This is a genomic window from Qipengyuania algicida (assembly GCF_009828025.1).
Lineage (GTDB): Bacteria > Pseudomonadota > Alphaproteobacteria > Sphingomonadales > Sphingomonadaceae > Qipengyuania > Qipengyuania algicida.
In genome coordinates this window covers 38,463-57,381 of sequence record NZ_WTYA01000014.1, presented here as the reverse complement: position 1 = coordinate 57,381, position 18,919 = coordinate 38,463, and the positions used below count along the sequence as shown (strand labels likewise).

Below are 18,919 nucleotides of genomic sequence, written 5' to 3'. Positions count from 1 at the left end.
CCGTACCGAAAGCCAGCTGCTCTTCACGACAACCCTCGAGATTCAAAAGACCGCCCGGTTTCAGTACTTGATGGAAGCCTTCGAAGATATGCTTGCGCAATTCAGGACCAGCGAATTGGATGAAGATCCCAACCACAGCCTCGAAAGTATCTTCCGGCCATTCCCACGATGAAGTGTTGACCTGTCGCTATTCCACCTCAACCTTGCGCCTTTTCGCGAAGCGGGTCCCACCTTGGCGCGAAAGGCTGAGGTACCACTTCAGCTATCCGAGATTTTCGAGCAGAACAGGCGTCTCCGGGCCCTTCCCTTTCAGACGGTCAGAGCAACGGATCTTGTCGGCGCCGCGGCTGCGCTCAACGCTTCAATCGAAGGCACAGTGGCGGTTAGCGGAGACAGTTTTCGGAAGTCCATGCTTACCGATGACATCTTAACCATCTTCCGATATTGACCCTGACCGTGGACGCTCTTCGCACCTGGATCTTTGGCAATCGCTTTGCGCTGATCGCGCTTTGCCTGCTGGCGTTCAGCATCAAGGCGGTCATTCCCACCGGCTACATGATCAGCCCGTCGGATGGTCCTTTGATGCTGAGCGTGACCGTGTGCGACGTTAGCAGCCCGGGCTTGGCGAAGATGGAAATGGCCATACCGATGAAGGCCGGGCATCACGGGCACCAGAGCGACCAATCGACCAAACACAGCGACTGCGCGTTCACCAGCCTGATCGGCGGCGCGCTAGCCGGGGCTGACCCGATCCAGATCGAGGCTCTGCTGGCCTTCACCCTGGCGCTGGCCTTCCTGCCTCTAGGCCAGTTGCTGGTGCATCAGGCTGCCCATCTCCGTCCCCAGACCAGAGCGCCTCCCGTCCAATCCTGAACCAGTTGCGCGTCGAATGCTGCTTGCCTTGGCGAGTGGACCTCTTCGCGGCTCACTTCATGAAATAATTTGCCGCGCTGTCACCGCTTCGCCGGGGCGGGCGTGGCAGTACCCAAGGACGGGAACTACCAATGACCAGTTGTACCAAGCTCCTGCGCGTTGCGCTGGTGTCGAGCTGCGCGCTCGCACCGGTGGCAGCGATGGCCCAGGATGCCACGCAAATCGCCCCTATCGATGTCGACAATAGCGCTGGAGGCGACAATGCCTCCATGCCGATCGAGGCGGGCACGAAAATCACGCGCAAAGGGCTCGCACGCGATCAGCAATCGACCAGCGATACCGCCCAGATCCTGACGACGCTCCCAGGTGTCAGTGCCAATACCGGCGGCGGCATTTCCTCGATGCCGGTGATCCGCGGCCTTTCGGAGCAGCGCCTTGGCATCACCGTCGACGGTTTCGCCATCGATGCCGCCTGCCCCAACGACATGAATTCGCCGCTGTCCTATACCGATCCGCAGACGATCGCCTCGATCACTGTGCTCACTGGCGTGGCCCCGGTCAGCAATGGCGGGGACAGCATCGGCGGGATCATTGCCGTCGAAAGCGCGCCGCCACGCTTCGCTACCGGCAAGAGAATGCTGGTGACTGGCAAGGCATCGAGCTTCTATCGCTCCAACGGCGATGGCTTCGGCGGATCGGCCAGCGTGACAGTCGCGGGCCAACATCTCAGCGCAACCTACACCGGCTCCTACACACAGTCTGACCAGTATGACGGCGGCGGCGATCTTGGAGAGGTCCGCTCGACCGAATATGCCAAGACCGACCAGTCTCTTGCCCTCGCGTGGCAAGGCGGGGCCAGCCTCGTGCAGTTAAAAGGCGGCTTCCAATATGCCCCTTACGAGGGATTCCCGAACCAGTGGATGGATATGACCGACAACAAGAGCTGGTTCCTCAACGCCAGCTATGATGGCTATTTCGACTGGGGCGATCTGGTGCTGCGGGCGAGCTATCGCGACACCGACCACGAGATGAATTTCCTCGAGGACAAGCTGCCCGGGTCGATGCCGATGAATACTGAAGTGCACAGCTTCGATGCGTCAGCCAAAGCGTCTCCGCGCCTGTCGGATCGCCACACGCTCAATCTCGGGGTCGAATACCACCACCAATGGCTAAACGATTACTGGCCGCCGGTGGCCGGGAACATGATGATGGGCCCCGATGCCTTCGTGAACGTCAATGGCGCGCACCGCGATCGGCTGGGCGTCTATGGCGAATGGGTCGCCAAATGGAGTGACCGATTCACCTCGACGTTCGGCATCCGCTATGACCGGGTGTCGATGAACACCGGCGATGTGCAACCCTATGGCACCGGCATGATGCAGATGGCCGATGTCATGGCGGCAGCTGCATTCAACGCCGCCGACCACCAGCGCACGGACAACAACTGGTCGGGTTCAGAACTGCTGACCTATCGCCTGTCGCCCAGCGCCTCGATAGAGCTTGGCTTCGCGCACAAGGTCCGCTCGCCCAATATCTACGAGCGATATAGCTGGGGCCGCGGTGGCATGGCGAGCCGGATGATCGGCTGGTTCGGCGATGGCAACGGCTATGTCGGCAATCTCGACCTCAAGCCGGAGCGTGCCGATACTGTAAGCGCGGCGCTCGATCTGGGAGGCAGCGCGCAAGGCTACACACTGCGTATTTCGCCCTACTACACCCGCGTGCACGACTATATCGATGCGCGCTTCATCCAGATCCTGCCCGATATGATGGGCATGCCATCGCCTTTCGTGCAGTTGCGATTCGCCAATCAGGAAGCGGAATTCTACGGTCTGGACGTCTCCGGCTCGCTGCGTCTGGCGAAGGGTAAGGACGGCGACGGAACCGATCTCACCGGATCGCTGGCATGGCAACGCGGGAACAATCTGACAGATGGCGGGCCAGTCTATCACCAGATGCCGTTCAACGCGCGGCTCGGCCTGTCGCATCACGCCGGACCACTGGAACTGCACACGGATGCGCAATTCGTGGCCGACAAGACCCGCGTCGATGCCACTCGCAACGAACCGACCACGGCTGGCTACACGTTGGTCGATCTTGGCGCGTCCTACAAGATCGGCCCTGCGCGGCTGAGCCTCGACGTGACCAATCTGTTCGACGAGGCTTACTCTCTGCCGCTGGGGGGGCTATCGCTGGGCGATTACAAGGCGACCGACGTGCTGCGCCCGGTGCCGGGGCGTGGCCGATCCTTCAACATCGGACTGGGATTTGAGTTCTAAAGATGGGCCAACAGCGCGCAGCGTGGGGTGCGACCGATCGATGAGTTACATCGATCGACCTTCCCGCCTGCGCGCACCGGCGCTGTCGGCTGCAGCCCTCATCAATGCGGGTCTGTTCGTCCTAGCAGCGCAGTTTGCGGGTACCGGTTGTCTGCCATCGAGGCCAGCACAGCAGGCATTAGTGACCATCACAACGACGCATTCGACGCCGACAACACAACCGGGAGACGAGCAGCGCGAAAAGCCGAAGCCCGCGTCCAAGCTCAATTCCCCAAGCACGCGATCTGCTTATCGTCATCGGCACTCCGCAGCTGATCGGATCGTGACACAAATCGACCCGGTGCGTGGCCCTATCGAAATGCCCCAATTCGCGCTTCACCATCCACCAATGTCGAGCGTGTCTCTGCATTCGCCTGCGCCGGTATCACAAACCTCCTCCCCGCCGGATTTGCTCGCAGCCTATTCGGCGAGGCTGCGTGCGCTGATCCTTGCGCGACAGCCCACGACATCGGCCAGCTCGGGGCAGGTAACCATCGGCTTCGAAGTCACGCTAACGGGCGATTTGGTCAACAGTGCGGTGACTGCTTCAAGCGGCAATGTCCGGCTCGACCGGGCTGCCTTAAATATGGTGCGCAGGGCCGCTCCGTTTCCTCGCCCGGATCAGGCAATTCCGTCCGACAAGCTGCATTTCCGGATCGACGTTCGGTTTCATTAACGAACAGCGACAGCTATCATAACAAAGCAGCCGCCCAGACTGGCGGGTGACGGCCTTATGCTCGACGTCATTGTCGTTTCGCCTCACGCTTGTGGGTGATTGCGTGGACCATCGCGGGAAGGAACAGCAGAACTAAGGGGACTGCCGCAGTCAGACCGAATATGATGGCGGTGGCGAGCGGTCGCTGCAGACCCGATCCGCGACTGAAGCTAAGAGCAAGCGGCGACAGGGTAAGGATGGCAATCAGCGCGCTCATGACAATCGGACGCAGACGTTTGGCGCCGGCCTGACGCAGCACAGCGAGCGTTACCGGCTTGCCCCGGTCAATTTCGGCGAAGAAGAACACGATGAGTTCGGTTGCCATACCGACGACCATAGTGAGTCCCATAAGCGCCGAGATATCAAGTTCGATGCCTGTAACCCACAAACCGATCAGAACGGATGCCGCGCATAGAAGAACTGTTGCGACCGCCGACACGGTCCAGGCCATATTCTCATATAGCAATGTCAGAAGCAGTGCCGCTAGCAGTAGTGCGGCAGCAAATACCATGGCGAGATCCCGGAAGCTCTTCTGCTGCTCGGCGTAAAGGCCGCCGTATTCAACCCGAATTGAGGGCGGCAGTTTGAGCTGGGCGACAGTCTTTTTGACCTGCTTCATGGCAGTGCCGAGACTGGTCCCGCTAAGGCGAGCCGTGACATCGATGAAGGGGGCCAGGTTTTCGCGCGTGAGCTGCTTTTGACCCGCCTCGATCGAGACTTTGGCAATCTGGCTGACGCGAACGGTATGGCCATCGGGAGCGACTAGCGGCAGTGAACCAATCTGTGCGGCACGTTGGCGCACATCTGACGGGCTCGATACCCTGATATCGATCATCTGTTCACCGACCCGCACTTGCGTCGCCGGAGTGCCGTTGACCAATGCTTCGAGCTGGTTGGAAACCGATTGTGGGTCGAGCCCCTGCTGTGCAGCCGCACCGGGATCGACCTGAATCTGGATGGCGTCACCCGCAACACGCAAGCCGTCAACCACGTCCACCACGCCGTTGATCTTGCCAAGTGCGTTGCCGACCGCCTTGGCAGTCTTCGCCAAGGCCTGCGGGTCGTTGCCGAACAATTTGACCTCGATTGGTTGCGGTACGGCAGTCAGATCGCCGATGAGGTCTTCCATCAGCTGGGCGACGTCAATCTGAAGGCCCGGAACCTGACTTTCAATTTGACCGCGGATTTCGTCCATGACGGTCCAGATTGGCTTGCGAGAACCGCTCTTCAGACGGATGAAGTAATCGCCTTCGTCTGGTTCTGTCAGCCCTCCGCCGAGCTGTAGCCCTGTGCGCCTGGAATAGCTCTCGACTGCGGGGTTAGCGATGATGATCTTCTCGACCTGCTTGAGAAGCCGGTTGGTATCGGCGAGCGCAGCGCCGGGCTTGGCGCGATAGTCAAGGACAAAGCCCCCTTCATCCATCTTGGGCATGAACCCCGACGGTACCTTGCTGTAGGCGTGATAGCCGCCGAAGGCGAGCACAGCGGCAAGCACGATTACGAACAGGCCCGGCCGCACAAATGCTCGTTTGCCAGCTCGGTCATATGTCGAGTCGAGATGCTTCATCAGCCAGCCGGCTTTTTCGGCCGCCTCTGCATCTTTATCGCGCAGCCAGTGGGCTGAAATGAGCGGGATCACGAACCTTGCGTAGAGCAGCGAAATAACAAGCGCTGACACCATGGTGATCGCGAGCGCCTTGAAGAATCCGCCCGTTACCCCGCTGATAAAGGCGAGAGGGATAAATACGACAATCGTCGCCCCGGTAGACCCGAAAAGTGGTTTGCCCATTTCGGCAGCTGCCGCGAGCAAAGACGGCGCATCGCTGCTCTTTCCCTCCTGCATCCGCCGCATGATGTGTTCGAGCATCACCACCGCATCATCGACGATTAGTCCGACTGCCGCGGCCATGCCCCCCAGCGTCATCATGTCGAAATGCATGCCAAGCGCGTAAAGAATTAGACAGGTTGCAGCGAGTACACCCGGCAACATGAACGCCGTGATCGCCATCAACCGTGCAGAGCGAAGGAACAGGAACAGCACTAGGCCGGCCAGGACAGCACCGATCAGAATTGCGTCACGGACTGCTGAAGCCGCTCCCTTGACGAGCTGAGACTGATCGTAATAGGCGGATACCTTGACGCTGGCAGGTAGGGCAATCGACTTGATCTGCTTCTGCACATCGTTGACTACCTGTACGGTATTACCATTGAGAGATTGGCGGACGTTGACCAGTACCGCCTGCTTTCCGTTGGCATCGACAAGCGTGTAATTTGGGGCGGCAGAGGGCTTGACCATCGCAATGCTTCCAAGTGTCACAACACTACCGCCACCGCTGGCATTTACGGTTTTTACTGCGATCGCAGAAATGTCCTGCGGATTTGCCATGCTGCTCTGAACCAGAACGAGGTAGAGGCGATGACGGTCGGAGACCTTCCCAGCACCGATTACGACGTTGGCATTGGCAAGAGCTGTTGCGACATCGGTGGGTGATACGCCCAGCGCCGACATGCGCGATAGATCGAGTTGAACCTCGAATTCGCGTGGCGATCCGCCTTGCACGTCGACAGCTGCCACTCCCTTGACGGAAGTTAACGCCGGCCGGATCTGCAATTCAGCGATCTGCCGCAAGTCCTCCTGACTAAGTGTCGGTGAGGTGAGAGACAGCGCGTAAACGGGGAAGATTGTTGGATCCATGCGTCGGACGTCGAATTTGACCCCCGGTGGCAAGCTGCTCTGTAGGGATGCGAGTGCCCCTTGAGTAGCCAGCTGAGCGGCGACCATATCGTGCCCCCAGTTGAAATCGAGCGACAACTCGGCCGATCCGCGGCTCGTGGTCGAGCGAATGCGCGTAACCCCCTCGATCGAGCGCAATGCCAACTCAGTGGGGCGCGTGATTTGCGCCACCATCCGCGCAGGATCGCGTTCACCCGCGTCGACCGATATTTTTACTCTCGGGTAGTTGATGTGGGGGAACAGACTAACCGGCAATTGCGTGGCAGAAACGACTCCGCCGATGGTCAAAAGAAGGATGGCGAGCCAAATAGTTCTTGCGTGACTGGACAGGGTCGATTTCACTTGGTGCGCACCTTCATCCCGTCCTCAAGCGCAGTACCGCCCTGGGTTACGACCTGATCTCCAGGGCTTACGCCCTGGCTGATCGCCGCGACGGTGCCGTTGGACGCACCGACGGTCACATCATGGCGATGGGCGACCCCGTTCTTGACGACGAAAACGTATGGTTGGCCGCCATCGTTGAGCAGGGCGTCATACGGCACAGTTACCGCATTGCCTGCCTGCTGAAGCGTAATCGCCCCCTGTAGGGGTTGACCCGCTCCGGTGCCGAATTTCTCAGGTACGCGAACATAGATTGAGGCAAGCCGCGTATTGGGGTCAGCCGATGGATCGACCGCAACTATGGGAATGGTGATGGAAGAGCCGCCACCGGGTTGTTGAAGCTTAAGGCCCGCCTCACGCGAAAGGCGAGAAATCAAGGTTGGATCGATCCCAAAGCGAGCACGCAACGCGCCCGCCCGGTTGATCGTGGCGATGGTTGTTCCCGCGCTTACAAGTTGGCCAGGCACGACAGAAATCGACTGGATATAGCCAGGCCCGGGAGCTCGCAGTGAGAGTTCTCGCGATTGTGTCGTGGCCGCATTGAGGCTGGCTTGGGCAGTTTTTTGCGATGCTCGGGCAGACTGTACATCTGCATCGCTGGCGAGGCCGTCGGCGCGCAGACGTTGCGCGCGCGCATAAGCTTGCTGCGCGGTCTGCAATTGGGCATCAAGCGTTGCTATATTTGCGCGGGTATTGGCGCTGGGGGCCAGAGCGACGACGAGCTGCCCGCTTGACACAGCGCTCCCCAACGAGGCCACAACGCGGTTCACAATGGCCTCGACCGGTGCCGACAGGGTAAATTGAGTGTCAGCATTCTGGAGAACAGCGCCATAGATCGTCTGCGTCGAAGCAACGGCACCGCTTTCGGCGGTTGCCAGGCTCACGAGCGCTGTAGGGGTGGGGCTTGAGCTTGAGCTGGAAGAGCCCGATGAACAGGCGACGAGTGTCGCGCAGGCAGCAAGGGCAAAAAGTCGCTTCATTGGGGCCAGGCCTCCCTTGGCGTGCCGGTCAAGAGTTCGAGTGCGATTGATTGCTCGGCGATGGTTTGATCGGCCTGCGCAAGAACCAACTCGCGATCGCGCAGGGCTTGCTCCGCGTTTTGAGCAGCTTCGAGTGACAGATCGCCGCGCTTGGCCGCTTTACGCGTCGCCTCCGCATAGCGTTGCAGGCGCGGCAATTGCTTGATCGTATCGTTTCGTCGCCGATAGGCGACTTGCAGACCCGCCTCTGCAGCATCGATATCTGCGCGTGTCTGGAACAGGCGCGCATTATACTCGGCCTTCAGGGCGGTTCGGGTTGCCCGCTCGATGGCGATGTTGCCGCGATTGCGGTTCCAGAGCGGCAACGTGAAGTCGACCGAGGGACCGAGTAGAAAATTTCCTGCGCTGTCGCGCGCCGCATTCAGATTCAGATTGAGCGTCGGGAATTGCTCGATGATCGCCTTGCGCACGGTCGCCTCTTGTGAAGTGTAGCCTGCACGCAGGGCGGCGAGATCGGTTCGGTTCGTTTCTGCAAGTTTGAAGAGTTTCTCGGTCGAAGGTGGCGGGGGCGGCAGGGCTGGCTGCGCGAGGTCGAGCTTGTAGCCCGGCGGTAAGCCTAATTGCCTGCGCAGCTCGGTCTTAGCGGTAGCGAGACTGCTTTCTGAAGTCCGTAGCTGTTCGCTCGCGGTCAAAAGAGCGATCCGTGCCGCTTGCAGCCTGACGCCCGAAATATCACCCCGACCGACAGCTCGATTGATCCGATCGAGCAGGGATCGGGTGATATTCTCCGAGGCTTTGGCGAGACCGACAATTTGGGTAAGCGAAAGAACCTTTGCCGCCTGCAATCGAGCTTGACCAGCGGTTTGCCATTCCGACCAGGCCAGATCGAGCCGGACCTTTTCGGCATTCGCCACCGCGACCCGGCGAGACACCGCACGCGTCCGCAGCGCATTGAGATCCAGACCCAGCGTGCTTGACAGGTCAAGAAACGGGTCGGGGCCGGTGAGGACTTTATTGGCGCCAAACGAGAAGGTAGGGTCGGGCAACAGCCCCGCTGCAAATACCTGCGCATTGCTGACGCCTTCGCGGGCGCGTTGCGCTACCAAATCAGGGTTGTTGATGACCGCAATCGCCGCCAAGCCGTCCTGCGTCAAAGGCTGCGAAAGATCGACCTTCACCGGTGCCAGCCAAGGTCGACGGATTGTACTTGCCGCCTCAGCCAAAACCGCCGGTGAGGGAGTCGCGAGTGCCGCTGGCGCTTCGCTCAGGGGCACAGCATGATATGTGGCGCAGCCGGAAAGGCTGAGCATTATCAGCGGCATTAGTCGCCTCATGCGGCGATCCCCGGCAGTATCAGCGTCGCAGCGAGCCCCGGCTCGTGATCGTTAAGCTCTAGCCGCCCCCCGTGTGCTTCCGCCACAGACTTGACTAGGCTGAGGCCTAATCCGTTCCCCGGGCTGGTTCGAGCTGCATCAAGCCGTACAAAGCGCTGGGTTACGCGGCCAAGATCATCTGTGGCGATTCCGGGTCCATCATCAGCGACGAAGGCGCAGCAGCTGTCTCCGTCCTTGCGGGCGCCGACCGATATCCTCGTGCCTGCGGGTGTATGCCGCACAGCATTTTCGATGAGATTGATCAATGCCTGCGCGAGTAACTCGCGGTCGCCGATCACGCGGCACTCGTCGCACGCTGCTTCCTCAATAATATGGCCACTGTCCTCTGCGAGCGGAATATGGGTTTCGACTAGATCGGTGACCAGAGTGTCGAGCTCGATCGGAACGAAGCGCTTGTGCAGTTCGCCCTCGTCGAGTTCGGCAATCCGCAGGATTGCGCTGAAAAGCGATAAGATGTCGTCGATCCGCTCCAAGGCCTCCTGAATCAAGATATCACGTTCCGGACCATGGGCACGGTGGAGAACCTCAAGCTGTCCGCGAAGGCGTGAAAGGGGTGTGCGCATATCATGCGCAAGATCGCTGGTGACTTGTTTCAGATTGTTGACCAGCGCGGCAATTCTGTCGAGCATTGCGTTGAGAGCTGCGGCAAGGCGATCGAATTCGTCGCCTCTCCGCCCAACTTCCGCACGAGCTAGTCGGTCGCCTCTGGCAAAGGCATTTGCAACCCGTTCGACCTGCGTCAGACGGCGCCGTAAATAGCCCCCAAGCGCTAACGCAATTCCCGTTCCGATCGCGAGGGCTGCTAAAAATCCGAACGCGAAGACCTCGTAAAGCTGGTCATCAATTCTTTCCAACGGTTCCAAATCTGCAGCGACCGTCAGTCGATAGCCCTTAGGCAACATCGTTGTTTTTGCGCGAGCTGGGTCCGGGCCTTCGCCTGGGTCTGTGAAGATAATCCGCGCCCAACCTTCACTCGGCATAGGGGTGTTGAGTGCGCCTGCCACTCTGTTGCCGGCAGGATCGAAAACGGCAAAGCCAAGCGAATTTCCTGCCATTCGCTCTCGCTGGGTAACCGCTTCACCCAGTCCAGACAATCCTTCGTCCTTAAGCTCGGACAACAGCGCGTTGCTTCCTTCCTCTATTGTTTGATCTATCTGGAGAGCGAATGCCTTCTGCACTGCTAAATAGGATTCAGCGCCGATCCCAAGCACGGCCAGCGCGAAGGCTAAGGATGAAGCAAATGCGATACGGTATGCAGCGCTGCCGAACAGACCTCTCATCCGGCGCGCATCCGATATCCGACACCACGCGCCGTTTCGATCCAGTCCACACGACCGCCTTCATTCAGCTTGGCACGCAACCGGCTGACATGGGTCTCGACGATTTTCGTCTGGGGATCGAAGTGAAAGTCCCAGACCCTCTCGAGCAGCATCGTTCGAGTAACGAATTCGCCTGCATTCTTCATCAGTTCCTCGAACAACCGAAATTCCTTGGGCTGCAGGATCACTGGCTCTCCATCACGCCGGACCTCGCGGGCAAGCAAATCGATTTCAAATGGTCCATTTGAAATCTTTGTCACAGCGTGTTGCGGGGCGCTGCGTCGAGAGATAGCGTTTACACGCGCAATCAACTCACTGAATGCGAATGGCTTTAGCAGATAGTCATCCGCCCCGGCATCGAGGCCTTCGACCCGATCTTCTATACGACCGAGTGCGGTCAGCATGATCGCAGGCGCACCAATTCCGCCAGCGCGAGCACGCCGGAGAACCTCGATCCCGTCGATCCCTGGCATCATGCGATCAAGAATCATGAGATCGAAGTCCTCGGTAAGGGCCAGATGAAGCGCATCCCTGCCGTCAGAGGCGACGACCGGGCTATGCCCCGCCTCGCTAAGACCGCGAGAGACGTAGCCAGCGGTCTCGCTGTCATCTTCGGCTATCAAAATGCGCAAGATGCCCCCTTTACGCTCTAGTCCGGCTCATTCGCTTCTGCGGCCGGGTTCTCCCAGCTGTTCTCGACGATCCGACCAGTCTTGCCGTCGACGCCAATCTCGTGGATCTTGCCGTTTTGACGGATGTCGAACGACCAGCGCCAACCGCCGTCTTCCTTTTCATACTCGCTATCGACGATCTTGCCTCCTGGGGCCCTCGCCATCGCGATCTGCTCGGCGCGTGCCTTGCTGACCAGCGGCTTGGGGCCATGCATCTGGGTTCCGGCATAAGCCGCCAGAGGCATGCCCAAGATGGCTGCGCCAAGCGCGATTTTTGAAAACAGTTTCATTTGCGACTCCTTAATCGTGCGAAGATGCACAAGAGTTCGATTAGCAGCGCCTACATCACGACACGGTCGCGCATGAGATACAATTTTGCAAACTTATGCCCTGAGCCACAGAAACATTGCGCCGCAGCCAACAGTTCAAGCTTTGCTGGTGTGATTCATCGGACTGTCGATCCGCGACACGGAAAGATAGGCCACGAGCGACACGATGACGACGAGAAATACGCTACTAACCGGCATCGTGCCCATTCCCATACCGCCGTTAGAATGTGGCTGGGTGATCAGATCGCCAAGCGACGCACCAAGCGGCCGTGTAAGGATATAGGCCAGCCAGAACGCCAATACTGGACCAAGTGCTTTCGCATAATAGCCGATCGTAATCAGCGCGATAAGACCACCGAAAATCAGCCCTGCTGTCAGATAGCCCAGATTTGCCTTTTCCGAGACGAGATCTCCACCAGCGGTGCCCAACGCGAATGTGAACAAGATCGCGAGCCAATAAAACGTTTCGCGGCGCGGCGTATCAATGTCATGGATCGAAAGTGTCCCCTCGCTTCGATACCAGAATATAAACGTCGCGATGAGGGCCAGGGTGAACCCCGTCGTTGAGATATAAAGGCTGATCCCTAGTTCGTCGGTCATGGTATCGGTGATGAGGGTCCCGACAATACTCAGAAAAACGACAACCAGCCAGTACTGCCAGGGCACATAGCGGCGGCTGCCCATCTGGATGAACAACGCAATGGCCAACGCGAGGGTCATGACGACCGACGTCAGATTCAATCCAAGACCCAATTTGATGTTGAGGAAATCGGCACCCGTCTCGCCAACTGTGGTGGCGAGGATCTTTATGACCCAGAAGTAGAGAGTGACGTACGGGACTTTATTCAGCATCGAACGCTGTTGATGGGCCGTCATGGGAAGCCTCCGGAGAAATGCCTGGATCGGCGAAGCTATTGTTTGGAGAAGAAGCTCTCGAGCTTGTCGACGAGGTCGAGCTCTTTGGTCGAAGCTGCCTTGGCGGCCTTCACGTCGCTGGCCTTCTGAGCGCTCTTCATGTCTTCCAGAGATTTTGAGAATTCGGACTTGAGAGTAGTGTCGGTCACGCGATCCGAAATGCTGGCCCACTTCTGCTCGGCAAACATAACAGCGTTCCCGGAATCCGACCAGCGAACCGGCCTGGCCGACAGATCTGCCTGATAACGGAAGCCTGAATAATCAAGCAGGCTGACAGCTTGCGGAATCTTTCCGGCATCGCCTGCACTTTCGACAAGCGTCCTGTAAGCTTCCACCGAAGCCAGCGCTATCTCAGTCCTGTTGTTTGTCGTCTGAGCGCCGGAGATCGCCTTCAGGTGATTTGTCATGTCGGCCTGATGCTGGGGATCAAGTGAAGGTGAAACCGTCTGCGCTGCCTGATTTGCTTTGGCAATCAAGTTGAGCAATTCTGTCTTGGAAGCAGTAGGGGCTTGCTCGGTTAATGTTTCGAAAGGCTCGGCAGCCGCAAGAATGGATGACCGATTGGTTGCGCTTGGCTGGAGGCTCGATGTCATCGCAGAGTTTGGAGCGGCGGTTGATTGCGAGGTAGATGCATTTGCGTTGTTTGAAGATTGCTTGGTCGAACAGGCGGTAAGTGAAGCAGCAGTCGCGATGATTGCGACGCTCGCCTTCAAAAGAAAATTCATCGATTATTCTCCTGTTTATTTGTCATTTTCGACCTGACAGTTAAACAAATCGATGTTATATTTGCTCGTTCCTAAAAAGCTGAAAATTTGGCAAATGGTATATTTCACTTTTTGCCGGAGTTTTGGGTCTATCATTCTCATGAGCCAAGATATTTTGGAGAAAATCCAAAAATTTGCCGGAGTTCGGGATTCATTTTCGCTCAAACTAAATAGAGAAAATCGAAAATTGAGATCCATCAAAGTATACATTTTGGACACCTTAGGCATTTGAAACAGATCCGTCACAGACCAAGCCCAGCCATTCCTTCGACTCAGTCTAGGAGGAAACAATGTTCAGGACCGGCTTGCTGCTCTCAACGGCAGTGTTCGCAATCGCATGCCCCCAGCTCGCATTAGCCAAGGATACGGGAGCAGCTCCAACGCCGACAGTTGGCGATCCGGCTGCATCCGCACCAGCATTACCCACGACCGGACCGGCCGGGCAGATCATCGTCACCGGCAAGCGCGAGCAGGCCGCCCAGATCAAGAAGTCAGCGTCGATCGTCATGGATGTTCGCACGCCCAGCGAGATTACCGCACTCCCTGACGTAAATGCTGCCGAAGCACTGCAACGCATTCCCGGTATCCAGATGGAATCGGATAGCGGTGAGGGGCGCTTCATCAATATTCGCGGCCTTGATGCTGACCTTAATGCGACCACCTATGACGGCGTGCAGCTGACCCCCTCGAACCCTGCTTCTCCGCAGGGTGGCAGCCGCGCAGTGGCCTTCGACGCCTTTCCAGCGGGTATTCTCGGTGGCCTTGAAGTGATCAAGTCAGTGACCCCAGCAATGGATGCGGAGGGGTTAGGCGGTACGGTGAACATTCTCCCGCGCGAAATCGACCCGCAGAAGAGCCTGATGGTGTCGGGCGGGGGCGCACTCGGCGTCGAGACGCTACGCAATTCGCGCCGCTATCAGGGCAACATCACCGTCGGCGCCGGCTTTGGGGGCACTACCGCCTCGGGCGCACACCACTTCAGCTTGACGCTCTCCTATGCCTACGATCAAGACCAGCGCGGGATCAACGACGTAGAGGCGGATTATATCAATAATCCGTCGGCTGCTCCGGCTGGCACCGATCCCTACGTAGCCAGCAAGCTTTATGACGATCTCCAGCCGCGTCTGTATGATTATCACCGTACCCGGCAGGGCTTGTCCGGCAGTCTCGTGTTCCGGCCGAATGATTCGACCAAATTTTATGTGCGTGGGCTTTATTCGGGCTATGTCGAGAACGCCTACAAACACGAATATCAGCTCAATGGTCTTGCCGACAGTATCAACTCGATCAGCAGTCTTGGTGACATTACCGGCAATGGCGTGACCGCCAAGGAAGTGGTCATTTCGACCCGTGAGGTGCTAGGCAACGATCTGATCGAAGCGGGCGGCAGCACGACGTTCGACAACGGCGTCACCATCAATGCGAAACTCGCCTACACCAATGGTCACGATGAATTTCCCTATTCGATGTACGGCGGTTGGAGCACGCCGAACACGTTCAGCGCTACCTACAATAACGTCATCAATCCTGCAGTTCCGACGTATGACGCCAATGGCGGAGTCAATCTCACCGATCCGTCGATCTACACCTCATTTGGCGGCAACAATCGCGTTTCGCATGTCGGCGATGATGAATGGTCGGGCGTTTTCAATGTCGGTGTCCCGGTCGGGTTCGGCGAAGATGCCAAAATCCAGTTGGGCGCCAGCGCGCGGCTACGCAAGCGAGTGAACCACCAATACCAAGCCGACTTCATCGACCCTAGCGCCAGCTACGCCGATTTCAGTCAAGGCGGCGATCAGGTCTATTATGGGGGTGCATATAATATCGGCCCGACGCCGATCTACTCGAAGTTCGAGCAGATTCCGCAAGGTCCGTTGATCGAGAGCCTCGACGCCTACTATAACGACAAGGAAGACGTTTACGGCGGCTATCTGCAGTACAGCGGCAATTTCGGGCAATTGTCGGTTGTCGGCGGCGTTCGGTTCGAAGCGACCAAGGCCACCTATCGGGTCGATCCGTCACAGGTCTCCGGGGGAGTTTCGCCGGTTGCGACACATAATTATTCGGACTTCTTTCCGGATCTAAGCCTGAAGTACAAGATGTCGCCGAATTTCCTGCTTCGCGGAGCCTATTCGACCACTATCGCTCGCCCAGGCTTCAACCAGATTACCGCAGCTCGGTCATTTTCGAATAGCGGCACGCCTACCATCATCGGGGGTAACCCAAATCTCAAACCTACGATTGGCCATAACTTTGATCTGGCGGCCGAATATTACACGCCCACCGGAGGGCTTATCTCAATCACTGGATTTTATGATCAGCTCAGCAATTATATCGTGCAAACGCAGATAAACAATGTTTCCGATCCAGCTTTCGGTGGCTCGTCAGGTACGATTATCGGCTACAACGACATCGGATCGGCGCATGTTTACGGCGTGGAGCTGGAAATGCGTCAGCAGTTCCTGTTCCTGCCAGGCTGGTGGAGCGGCTTCGGATTCGACGGCAATGTGACCGCACTCCATTCGCGCGGCGGGATTCATCAGGATCCAGCCACACTGGCCATCTCTTACGGAACCCTGCCGCAGACGTCGAACTTCGCTTACAACGCCACGCTGTTCTACGAGAAGGGACCGGTCGATGCCCATCTGGGTGCTTCGTATGTCTCGAAGAACATCTTCGGGGTCGGAGACTCCAGCGCGACTGACATCTATTCGCAGCCGCGCTTCCGGCTCGACGCGGATATTTCCTATGCATTTAGCAAGCAGCTGAGTGTGTTCTTCTCGGCAAAGAATCTTACCAACACCAAGCTGGCATTCACGCAGTCATCCGATCCGCGCTATCCCATCCAGCGTGAATATTACCAGGCCGACTATATGGCCGGTATTCGCTTCAATTTCGGGAAATAATCGAGATGCGTAGCATAGCTCGTTTTGGCAAAATCCTTGCCGGAGTCCTTCTGATCGGTTCGCTTTCGGCGGCATCCCATCCACCCGCCCCTCGAACCTCAGCTCGGACGTTGTCAGCGCCGCGAGCTATGCCGCGCTACCAGCATATTTTTGTGATCGTGGAGGAAAACAAGGGTTATCATCAGATCATGGATCATCCGGCATGGACACCGGTGATCCATCGTCTGGCGCACGAATACGGCCTCGCTAGCCACTTCTATGCCGAGGTCCATTCCAGCGAGGGGAATTACATCGCCATGCTCGGCGGCGACACTTTCGGCATTCACGATGACGATGCGTTTTTCTGTCGTCAGGATACGGAAAGCCATTTCTGCGAGGATTCGCACAAGCCTGGCTACGCAGATCACGATCTGACAAAGCCAAGCTTGATGGACCAGTTGGCTGCGCGAGGTTTGACCTGGAAATCCTATATGGAAGACATACCGTCCGCCGGCTCACTGGTGCCGCGCTGGCCGACGCCGGACTATCCGATCAAAGGGAAGCCTTACGAAATCTATGCCGCCAAGCACAACGGCTTCGTGAACTTCCACTCCATCAATTCCGAAGGCTACCTCGAACTGCGACAGCATTTCGTAGGGTTCGATCAGCTCAAGGCCGATCTCGCTTCAGGCAATGTGCCCAATTACGCGCATATCATTCCCAACCAATGCAACGAAATGCACGGCCGAGGCGTGGATGATGGACCAAGCGTGCCAGCCAATTGTCTCGAAACGAATACGCCAGCGCTGATCCACCGTGGCGATGCGGAAATCGGGCGGCTAGTGGACGCCATCACTCATGCGAAATTCTGGCATGGTGCCGACAACAGCGCGATCGTCGTCACTTTCGACGAGAACAACAAGGAGGCACGCAAGTCCGGCGTACAGGGTTGCTGTGGTTACAATTTGTCAAGCAAGGCGAATTTCGGTGGCGGCCACATCGTCACCATCGTAATCACAAATCATGGAAGCGGCCAAATCGTGGATCCGACGCCTTACAACCATTACTCGCTTCTGCGCACGACCGAGGCCGCATTTGGGATTACCCATTATCTGGGCCATGCCGCGGATGGGGATGAAGGCGTGACGACGATGGCGCCGCTTTTCGCTGTGAGCCGATCAGGTCAAACTCGCTAACGACAAACGATTGAATTTGGGTACGCAAAACAAGGAAACTCCCATGCGCAATATTCTTCTCGCTGTTGCGAGTATCGGTCTTGTGGCCGCCGCACCCTCGGCGCAACCTTATGCGAATGCGGGCTCAATCGCTTTACCCGACGGTGCGGGTTGGGATTATTCAACCTTCGATCCGGTGCACGATAGGCTTTTCGTCACGCACGGGGACGCGGTCGCGATGGTTGATCTCGCACATGGAAATTCGGTGCATATGATTGGTTCGATCCATCATGGTCACGCAGTCGTACCGATTGCTGGCACTGATGACATCGCAGTAACCAGCGGTCATGACGCAACTGTAAGGCTTATCAATGTGGTAAGCGGCAAACAGCTTGCATCGATCGCGGTCCCAGCTGATCCTGATGCTGCGATCATTGATCCTGCGAGCGGCTATTTGCTCACGATGAATGCTGACGCGGGCAAGGTCACGGAAGTCGACCTAAAGAATGCCAAGATCGTGAAGGAGATCCCGCTAGAATCCGGTCTCGAGTATGCTGTAATCGGGCCACATCGCACTTTGTTCGTCAATAATGAGGACCGCAACGAGATCGAGACGGTCAATCTGGCGACCGGCAAGCCTGGTACGCCAATCGCTTTACCTGGCTGCGAAGGGCCAACAGGAATGGCGCTGGATGCGGCTCATGATCGCGTCATCTCATCCTGTGCCAACGGCGTCGCCGAAGTTGTCGACGTGATGACGCACAAGGTCGAGCAGGCCGTGCCAATTGGTACAGGACCGGACGCGGTACTGGTGGATCCGGTGCGCCGTCTCGCGCTCATCCCGTGCGGCAAGAGCGGTACGCTCGAAGTGCTGGACCTTGGCGGAGCAAAAGTTCGCAAGCTGGCGAGTGTTTCGACCGAGGTCGGTGCAAGGACCGGCGCGCTCGATCTGAGGTCAGGAATGATTTATCTGCCTACGGCAAAGTTCAATCCTCCATCCGAACAAGGAAAGCGCCCTCAGGCGATTGCCGGAAGCTTTCACTTCCTTATCCTGAAACCGCAGCATGCTAGATGAACGGAGCAAACATCGATGTCATGTAACTGAACCAAAGGATTCGCAGTACCAGTCCGCCTTAGTGGGCAGTGGATGAGTAGGCGGCACTGAAACCAGTCGGTCGCCTTCTGGTCCCGTTGCCATCGGTCTGCACCAGAACATGTTTCAGCTTTTGTCGGGCCAACTGGAGATGCTTAGCGTCTGCTTTGTCGGCGGCTGCTCACCGAGCCCTTGCCTCGTTCGAATGTCAGCTTCCTCAACTTCGGCGCCGGAACCGGACAGGCAGAATGCAGCCCAGAAGGTGCCATAACTCGCCGCGTGAACGAACCGCGAGACCAAAAAAATTATCAGGAAAGCTATCGTGAGCGACGGTATTATGATTGGTCAGAGCATCACCAATTGTGGACTACCA

General features: G+C 57.6%; 14 protein-coding genes. 6 read left to right on the top strand and 8 right to left on the bottom strand.

Annotation, left to right across the window (positions count from 1 at the left end; translation table 11 throughout):
• Positions 1–456 precede the first annotated feature (456 nt).
• From GRI58_RS14550 to GRI58_RS14540, 3 genes are all read left to right on the top strand, one after another.
• Positions 457–873: a DUF2946 family protein gene (locus GRI58_RS14550; protein ID WP_160754327.1), complete on the top strand. Its 417-nt coding sequence runs from the start codon at positions 457–459 to the stop codon at positions 871–873.
• 131 nt (positions 874–1,004) lie between these two features.
• On the top strand, positions 1,005–3,152 hold the full coding sequence (locus GRI58_RS14545; protein ID WP_160754326.1) for a TonB-dependent receptor: 2,148 nt from the start codon (positions 1,005–1,007) through the stop codon (positions 3,150–3,152).
• A gap of 388 nt (positions 3,153–3,540) precedes the next feature.
• A complete protein-coding gene (locus tag GRI58_RS14540; protein WP_160754325.1) occupies positions 3,541–3,867 on the top strand; it encodes an energy transducer TonB family protein in 327 nt (108 codons plus the stop codon).
• A 67-nt stretch (positions 3,868–3,934) separates the two neighbouring features.
• Here GRI58_RS14540 and GRI58_RS14535 read toward each other — a convergent pair whose 3' ends face one another.
• From GRI58_RS14535 to GRI58_RS14500, 8 genes are all read right to left on the bottom strand, one after another.
• Entirely contained in the window at positions 3,935–6,982 is a 3,048-nt protein-coding gene (locus GRI58_RS14535) for an efflux RND transporter permease subunit (RefSeq protein ID WP_337190995.1), read from the bottom strand.
• Complete coding sequence (locus GRI58_RS14530) at positions 6,979–8,001, bottom strand: efflux RND transporter periplasmic adaptor subunit (protein WP_202387005.1); 1,023 nt, start codon at positions 7,999–8,001, stop codon at positions 6,979–6,981. The genes GRI58_RS14535 and GRI58_RS14530 overlap by 4 nt, the downstream gene beginning before the upstream one ends.
• Positions 7,998–9,335 carry a TolC family protein gene (locus GRI58_RS14525; RefSeq protein WP_160754324.1) on the bottom strand — a complete coding sequence of 446 codons (1,338 nt, stop codon included), beginning with the start codon at positions 9,333–9,335 and terminating at the stop codon, positions 7,998–8,000. The genes GRI58_RS14530 and GRI58_RS14525 overlap by 4 nt, the downstream gene beginning before the upstream one ends.
• Positions 9,332–10,675 carry a sensor histidine kinase gene (locus GRI58_RS14520; protein WP_160754323.1) on the bottom strand — a complete coding sequence of 448 codons (1,344 nt, stop codon included), beginning with the start codon at positions 10,673–10,675 and terminating at the stop codon, positions 9,332–9,334. Before GRI58_RS14520 ends, GRI58_RS14525 begins: the two co-directional genes overlap by 4 nt.
• Positions 10,672–11,346, bottom strand: a complete 675-nt coding sequence (locus GRI58_RS14515; protein WP_160754322.1) for a response regulator transcription factor — start codon at positions 11,344–11,346, stop codon at positions 10,672–10,674. The genes GRI58_RS14520 and GRI58_RS14515 overlap by 4 nt, the downstream gene beginning before the upstream one ends.
• 17 nt (positions 11,347–11,363) lie before the next feature.
• The gene (locus GRI58_RS14510) at positions 11,364–11,675 is read right to left on the bottom strand and encodes a PepSY domain-containing protein (RefSeq protein WP_160754321.1); all 312 of its coding nucleotides are present in this window, start codon (positions 11,673–11,675) and stop codon (positions 11,364–11,366) included.
• A gap of 135 nt (positions 11,676–11,810) precedes the next feature.
• On the bottom strand, positions 11,811–12,590 hold the full coding sequence (locus tag GRI58_RS14505) for a COG4705 family protein (protein WP_160754320.1): 780 nt from the start codon (positions 12,588–12,590) through the stop codon (positions 11,811–11,813).
• Positions 12,591–12,625: 35 nt separating this feature from the next.
• Positions 12,626–13,354 carry a hypothetical protein gene (locus tag GRI58_RS14500; RefSeq protein WP_160754319.1) on the bottom strand — a complete coding sequence of 243 codons (729 nt, stop codon included), beginning with the start codon at positions 13,352–13,354 and terminating at the stop codon, positions 12,626–12,628.
• A 329-nt stretch (positions 13,355–13,683) separates the two neighbouring features.
• Between GRI58_RS14500 and GRI58_RS14495 the strand changes: the two genes are divergently transcribed.
• The 3 genes from GRI58_RS14495 (at position 13,684) to GRI58_RS14485 (ending at position 18,528) form a co-directional block, all read left to right on the top strand.
• Positions 13,684–16,299 (top strand): TonB-dependent receptor, encoded by a 2,616-nt coding sequence (locus tag GRI58_RS14495; protein WP_160754318.1) that lies wholly within the window; start codon positions 13,684–13,686, stop codon positions 16,297–16,299.
• A gap of 128 nt (positions 16,300–16,427) precedes the next feature.
• Entirely contained in the window at positions 16,428–17,474 is a 1,047-nt protein-coding gene (locus GRI58_RS14490; RefSeq protein WP_160754317.1) for an alkaline phosphatase family protein, read from the top strand.
• Positions 17,475–17,517: 43 nt separating this feature from the next.
• Positions 17,518–18,528: a YncE family protein gene (locus GRI58_RS14485; protein WP_202387004.1), complete on the top strand. Its 1,011-nt coding sequence runs from the start codon at positions 17,518–17,520 to the stop codon at positions 18,526–18,528.
• Positions 18,529–18,919: the final 391 nt, after the last annotated feature.

What these genes read in the sequence shown, in the direction of transcription:
- GRI58_RS14545 (WP_160754326.1), top strand. Translation starts at nt 1,005, where the DNA reads ATGACCAGTTGTACCAAGCTCCTGCGCGTTGCGCTGGTGTCGAGCTGC.
- GRI58_RS14540 (WP_160754325.1), top strand. Translation starts at nt 3,541, where the DNA reads ATGTCGAGCGTGTCTCTGCATTCGCCTGCGCCGGTATCACAAACCTCC.
- GRI58_RS14530 (WP_202387005.1), bottom strand. Translation starts at nt 8,001, where the DNA reads ATGAAGCGACTTTTTGCCCTTGCTGCCTGCGCGACACTCGTCGCCTGT.
- GRI58_RS14525 (WP_160754324.1), bottom strand. Translation starts at nt 9,335, where the DNA reads ATGAGGCGACTAATGCCGCTGATAATGCTCAGCCTTTCCGGCTGCGCC.
- GRI58_RS14520 (WP_160754323.1), bottom strand. Translation starts at nt 10,675, where the DNA reads ATGAGAGGTCTGTTCGGCAGCGCTGCATACCGTATCGCATTTGCTTCA.
- GRI58_RS14510 (WP_160754321.1), bottom strand. Translation starts at nt 11,675, where the DNA reads ATGAAACTGTTTTCAAAAATCGCGCTTGGCGCAGCCATCTTGGGCATG.
- GRI58_RS14505 (WP_160754320.1), bottom strand. Translation starts at nt 12,590, where the DNA reads ATGACGGCCCATCAACAGCGTTCGATGCTGAATAAAGTCCCGTACGTC.
- GRI58_RS14500 (WP_160754319.1), bottom strand. Translation starts at nt 13,354, where the DNA reads ATGAATTTTCTTTTGAAGGCGAGCGTCGCAATCATCGCGACTGCTGCT.
- GRI58_RS14495 (WP_160754318.1), top strand. Translation starts at nt 13,684, where the DNA reads ATGTTCAGGACCGGCTTGCTGCTCTCAACGGCAGTGTTCGCAATCGCA.
- GRI58_RS14490 (WP_160754317.1), top strand. Translation starts at nt 16,428, where the DNA reads ATGCCGCGCTACCAGCATATTTTTGTGATCGTGGAGGAAAACAAGGGT.
- GRI58_RS14485 (WP_202387004.1), top strand. Translation starts at nt 17,518, where the DNA reads ATGCGCAATATTCTTCTCGCTGTTGCGAGTATCGGTCTTGTGGCCGCC.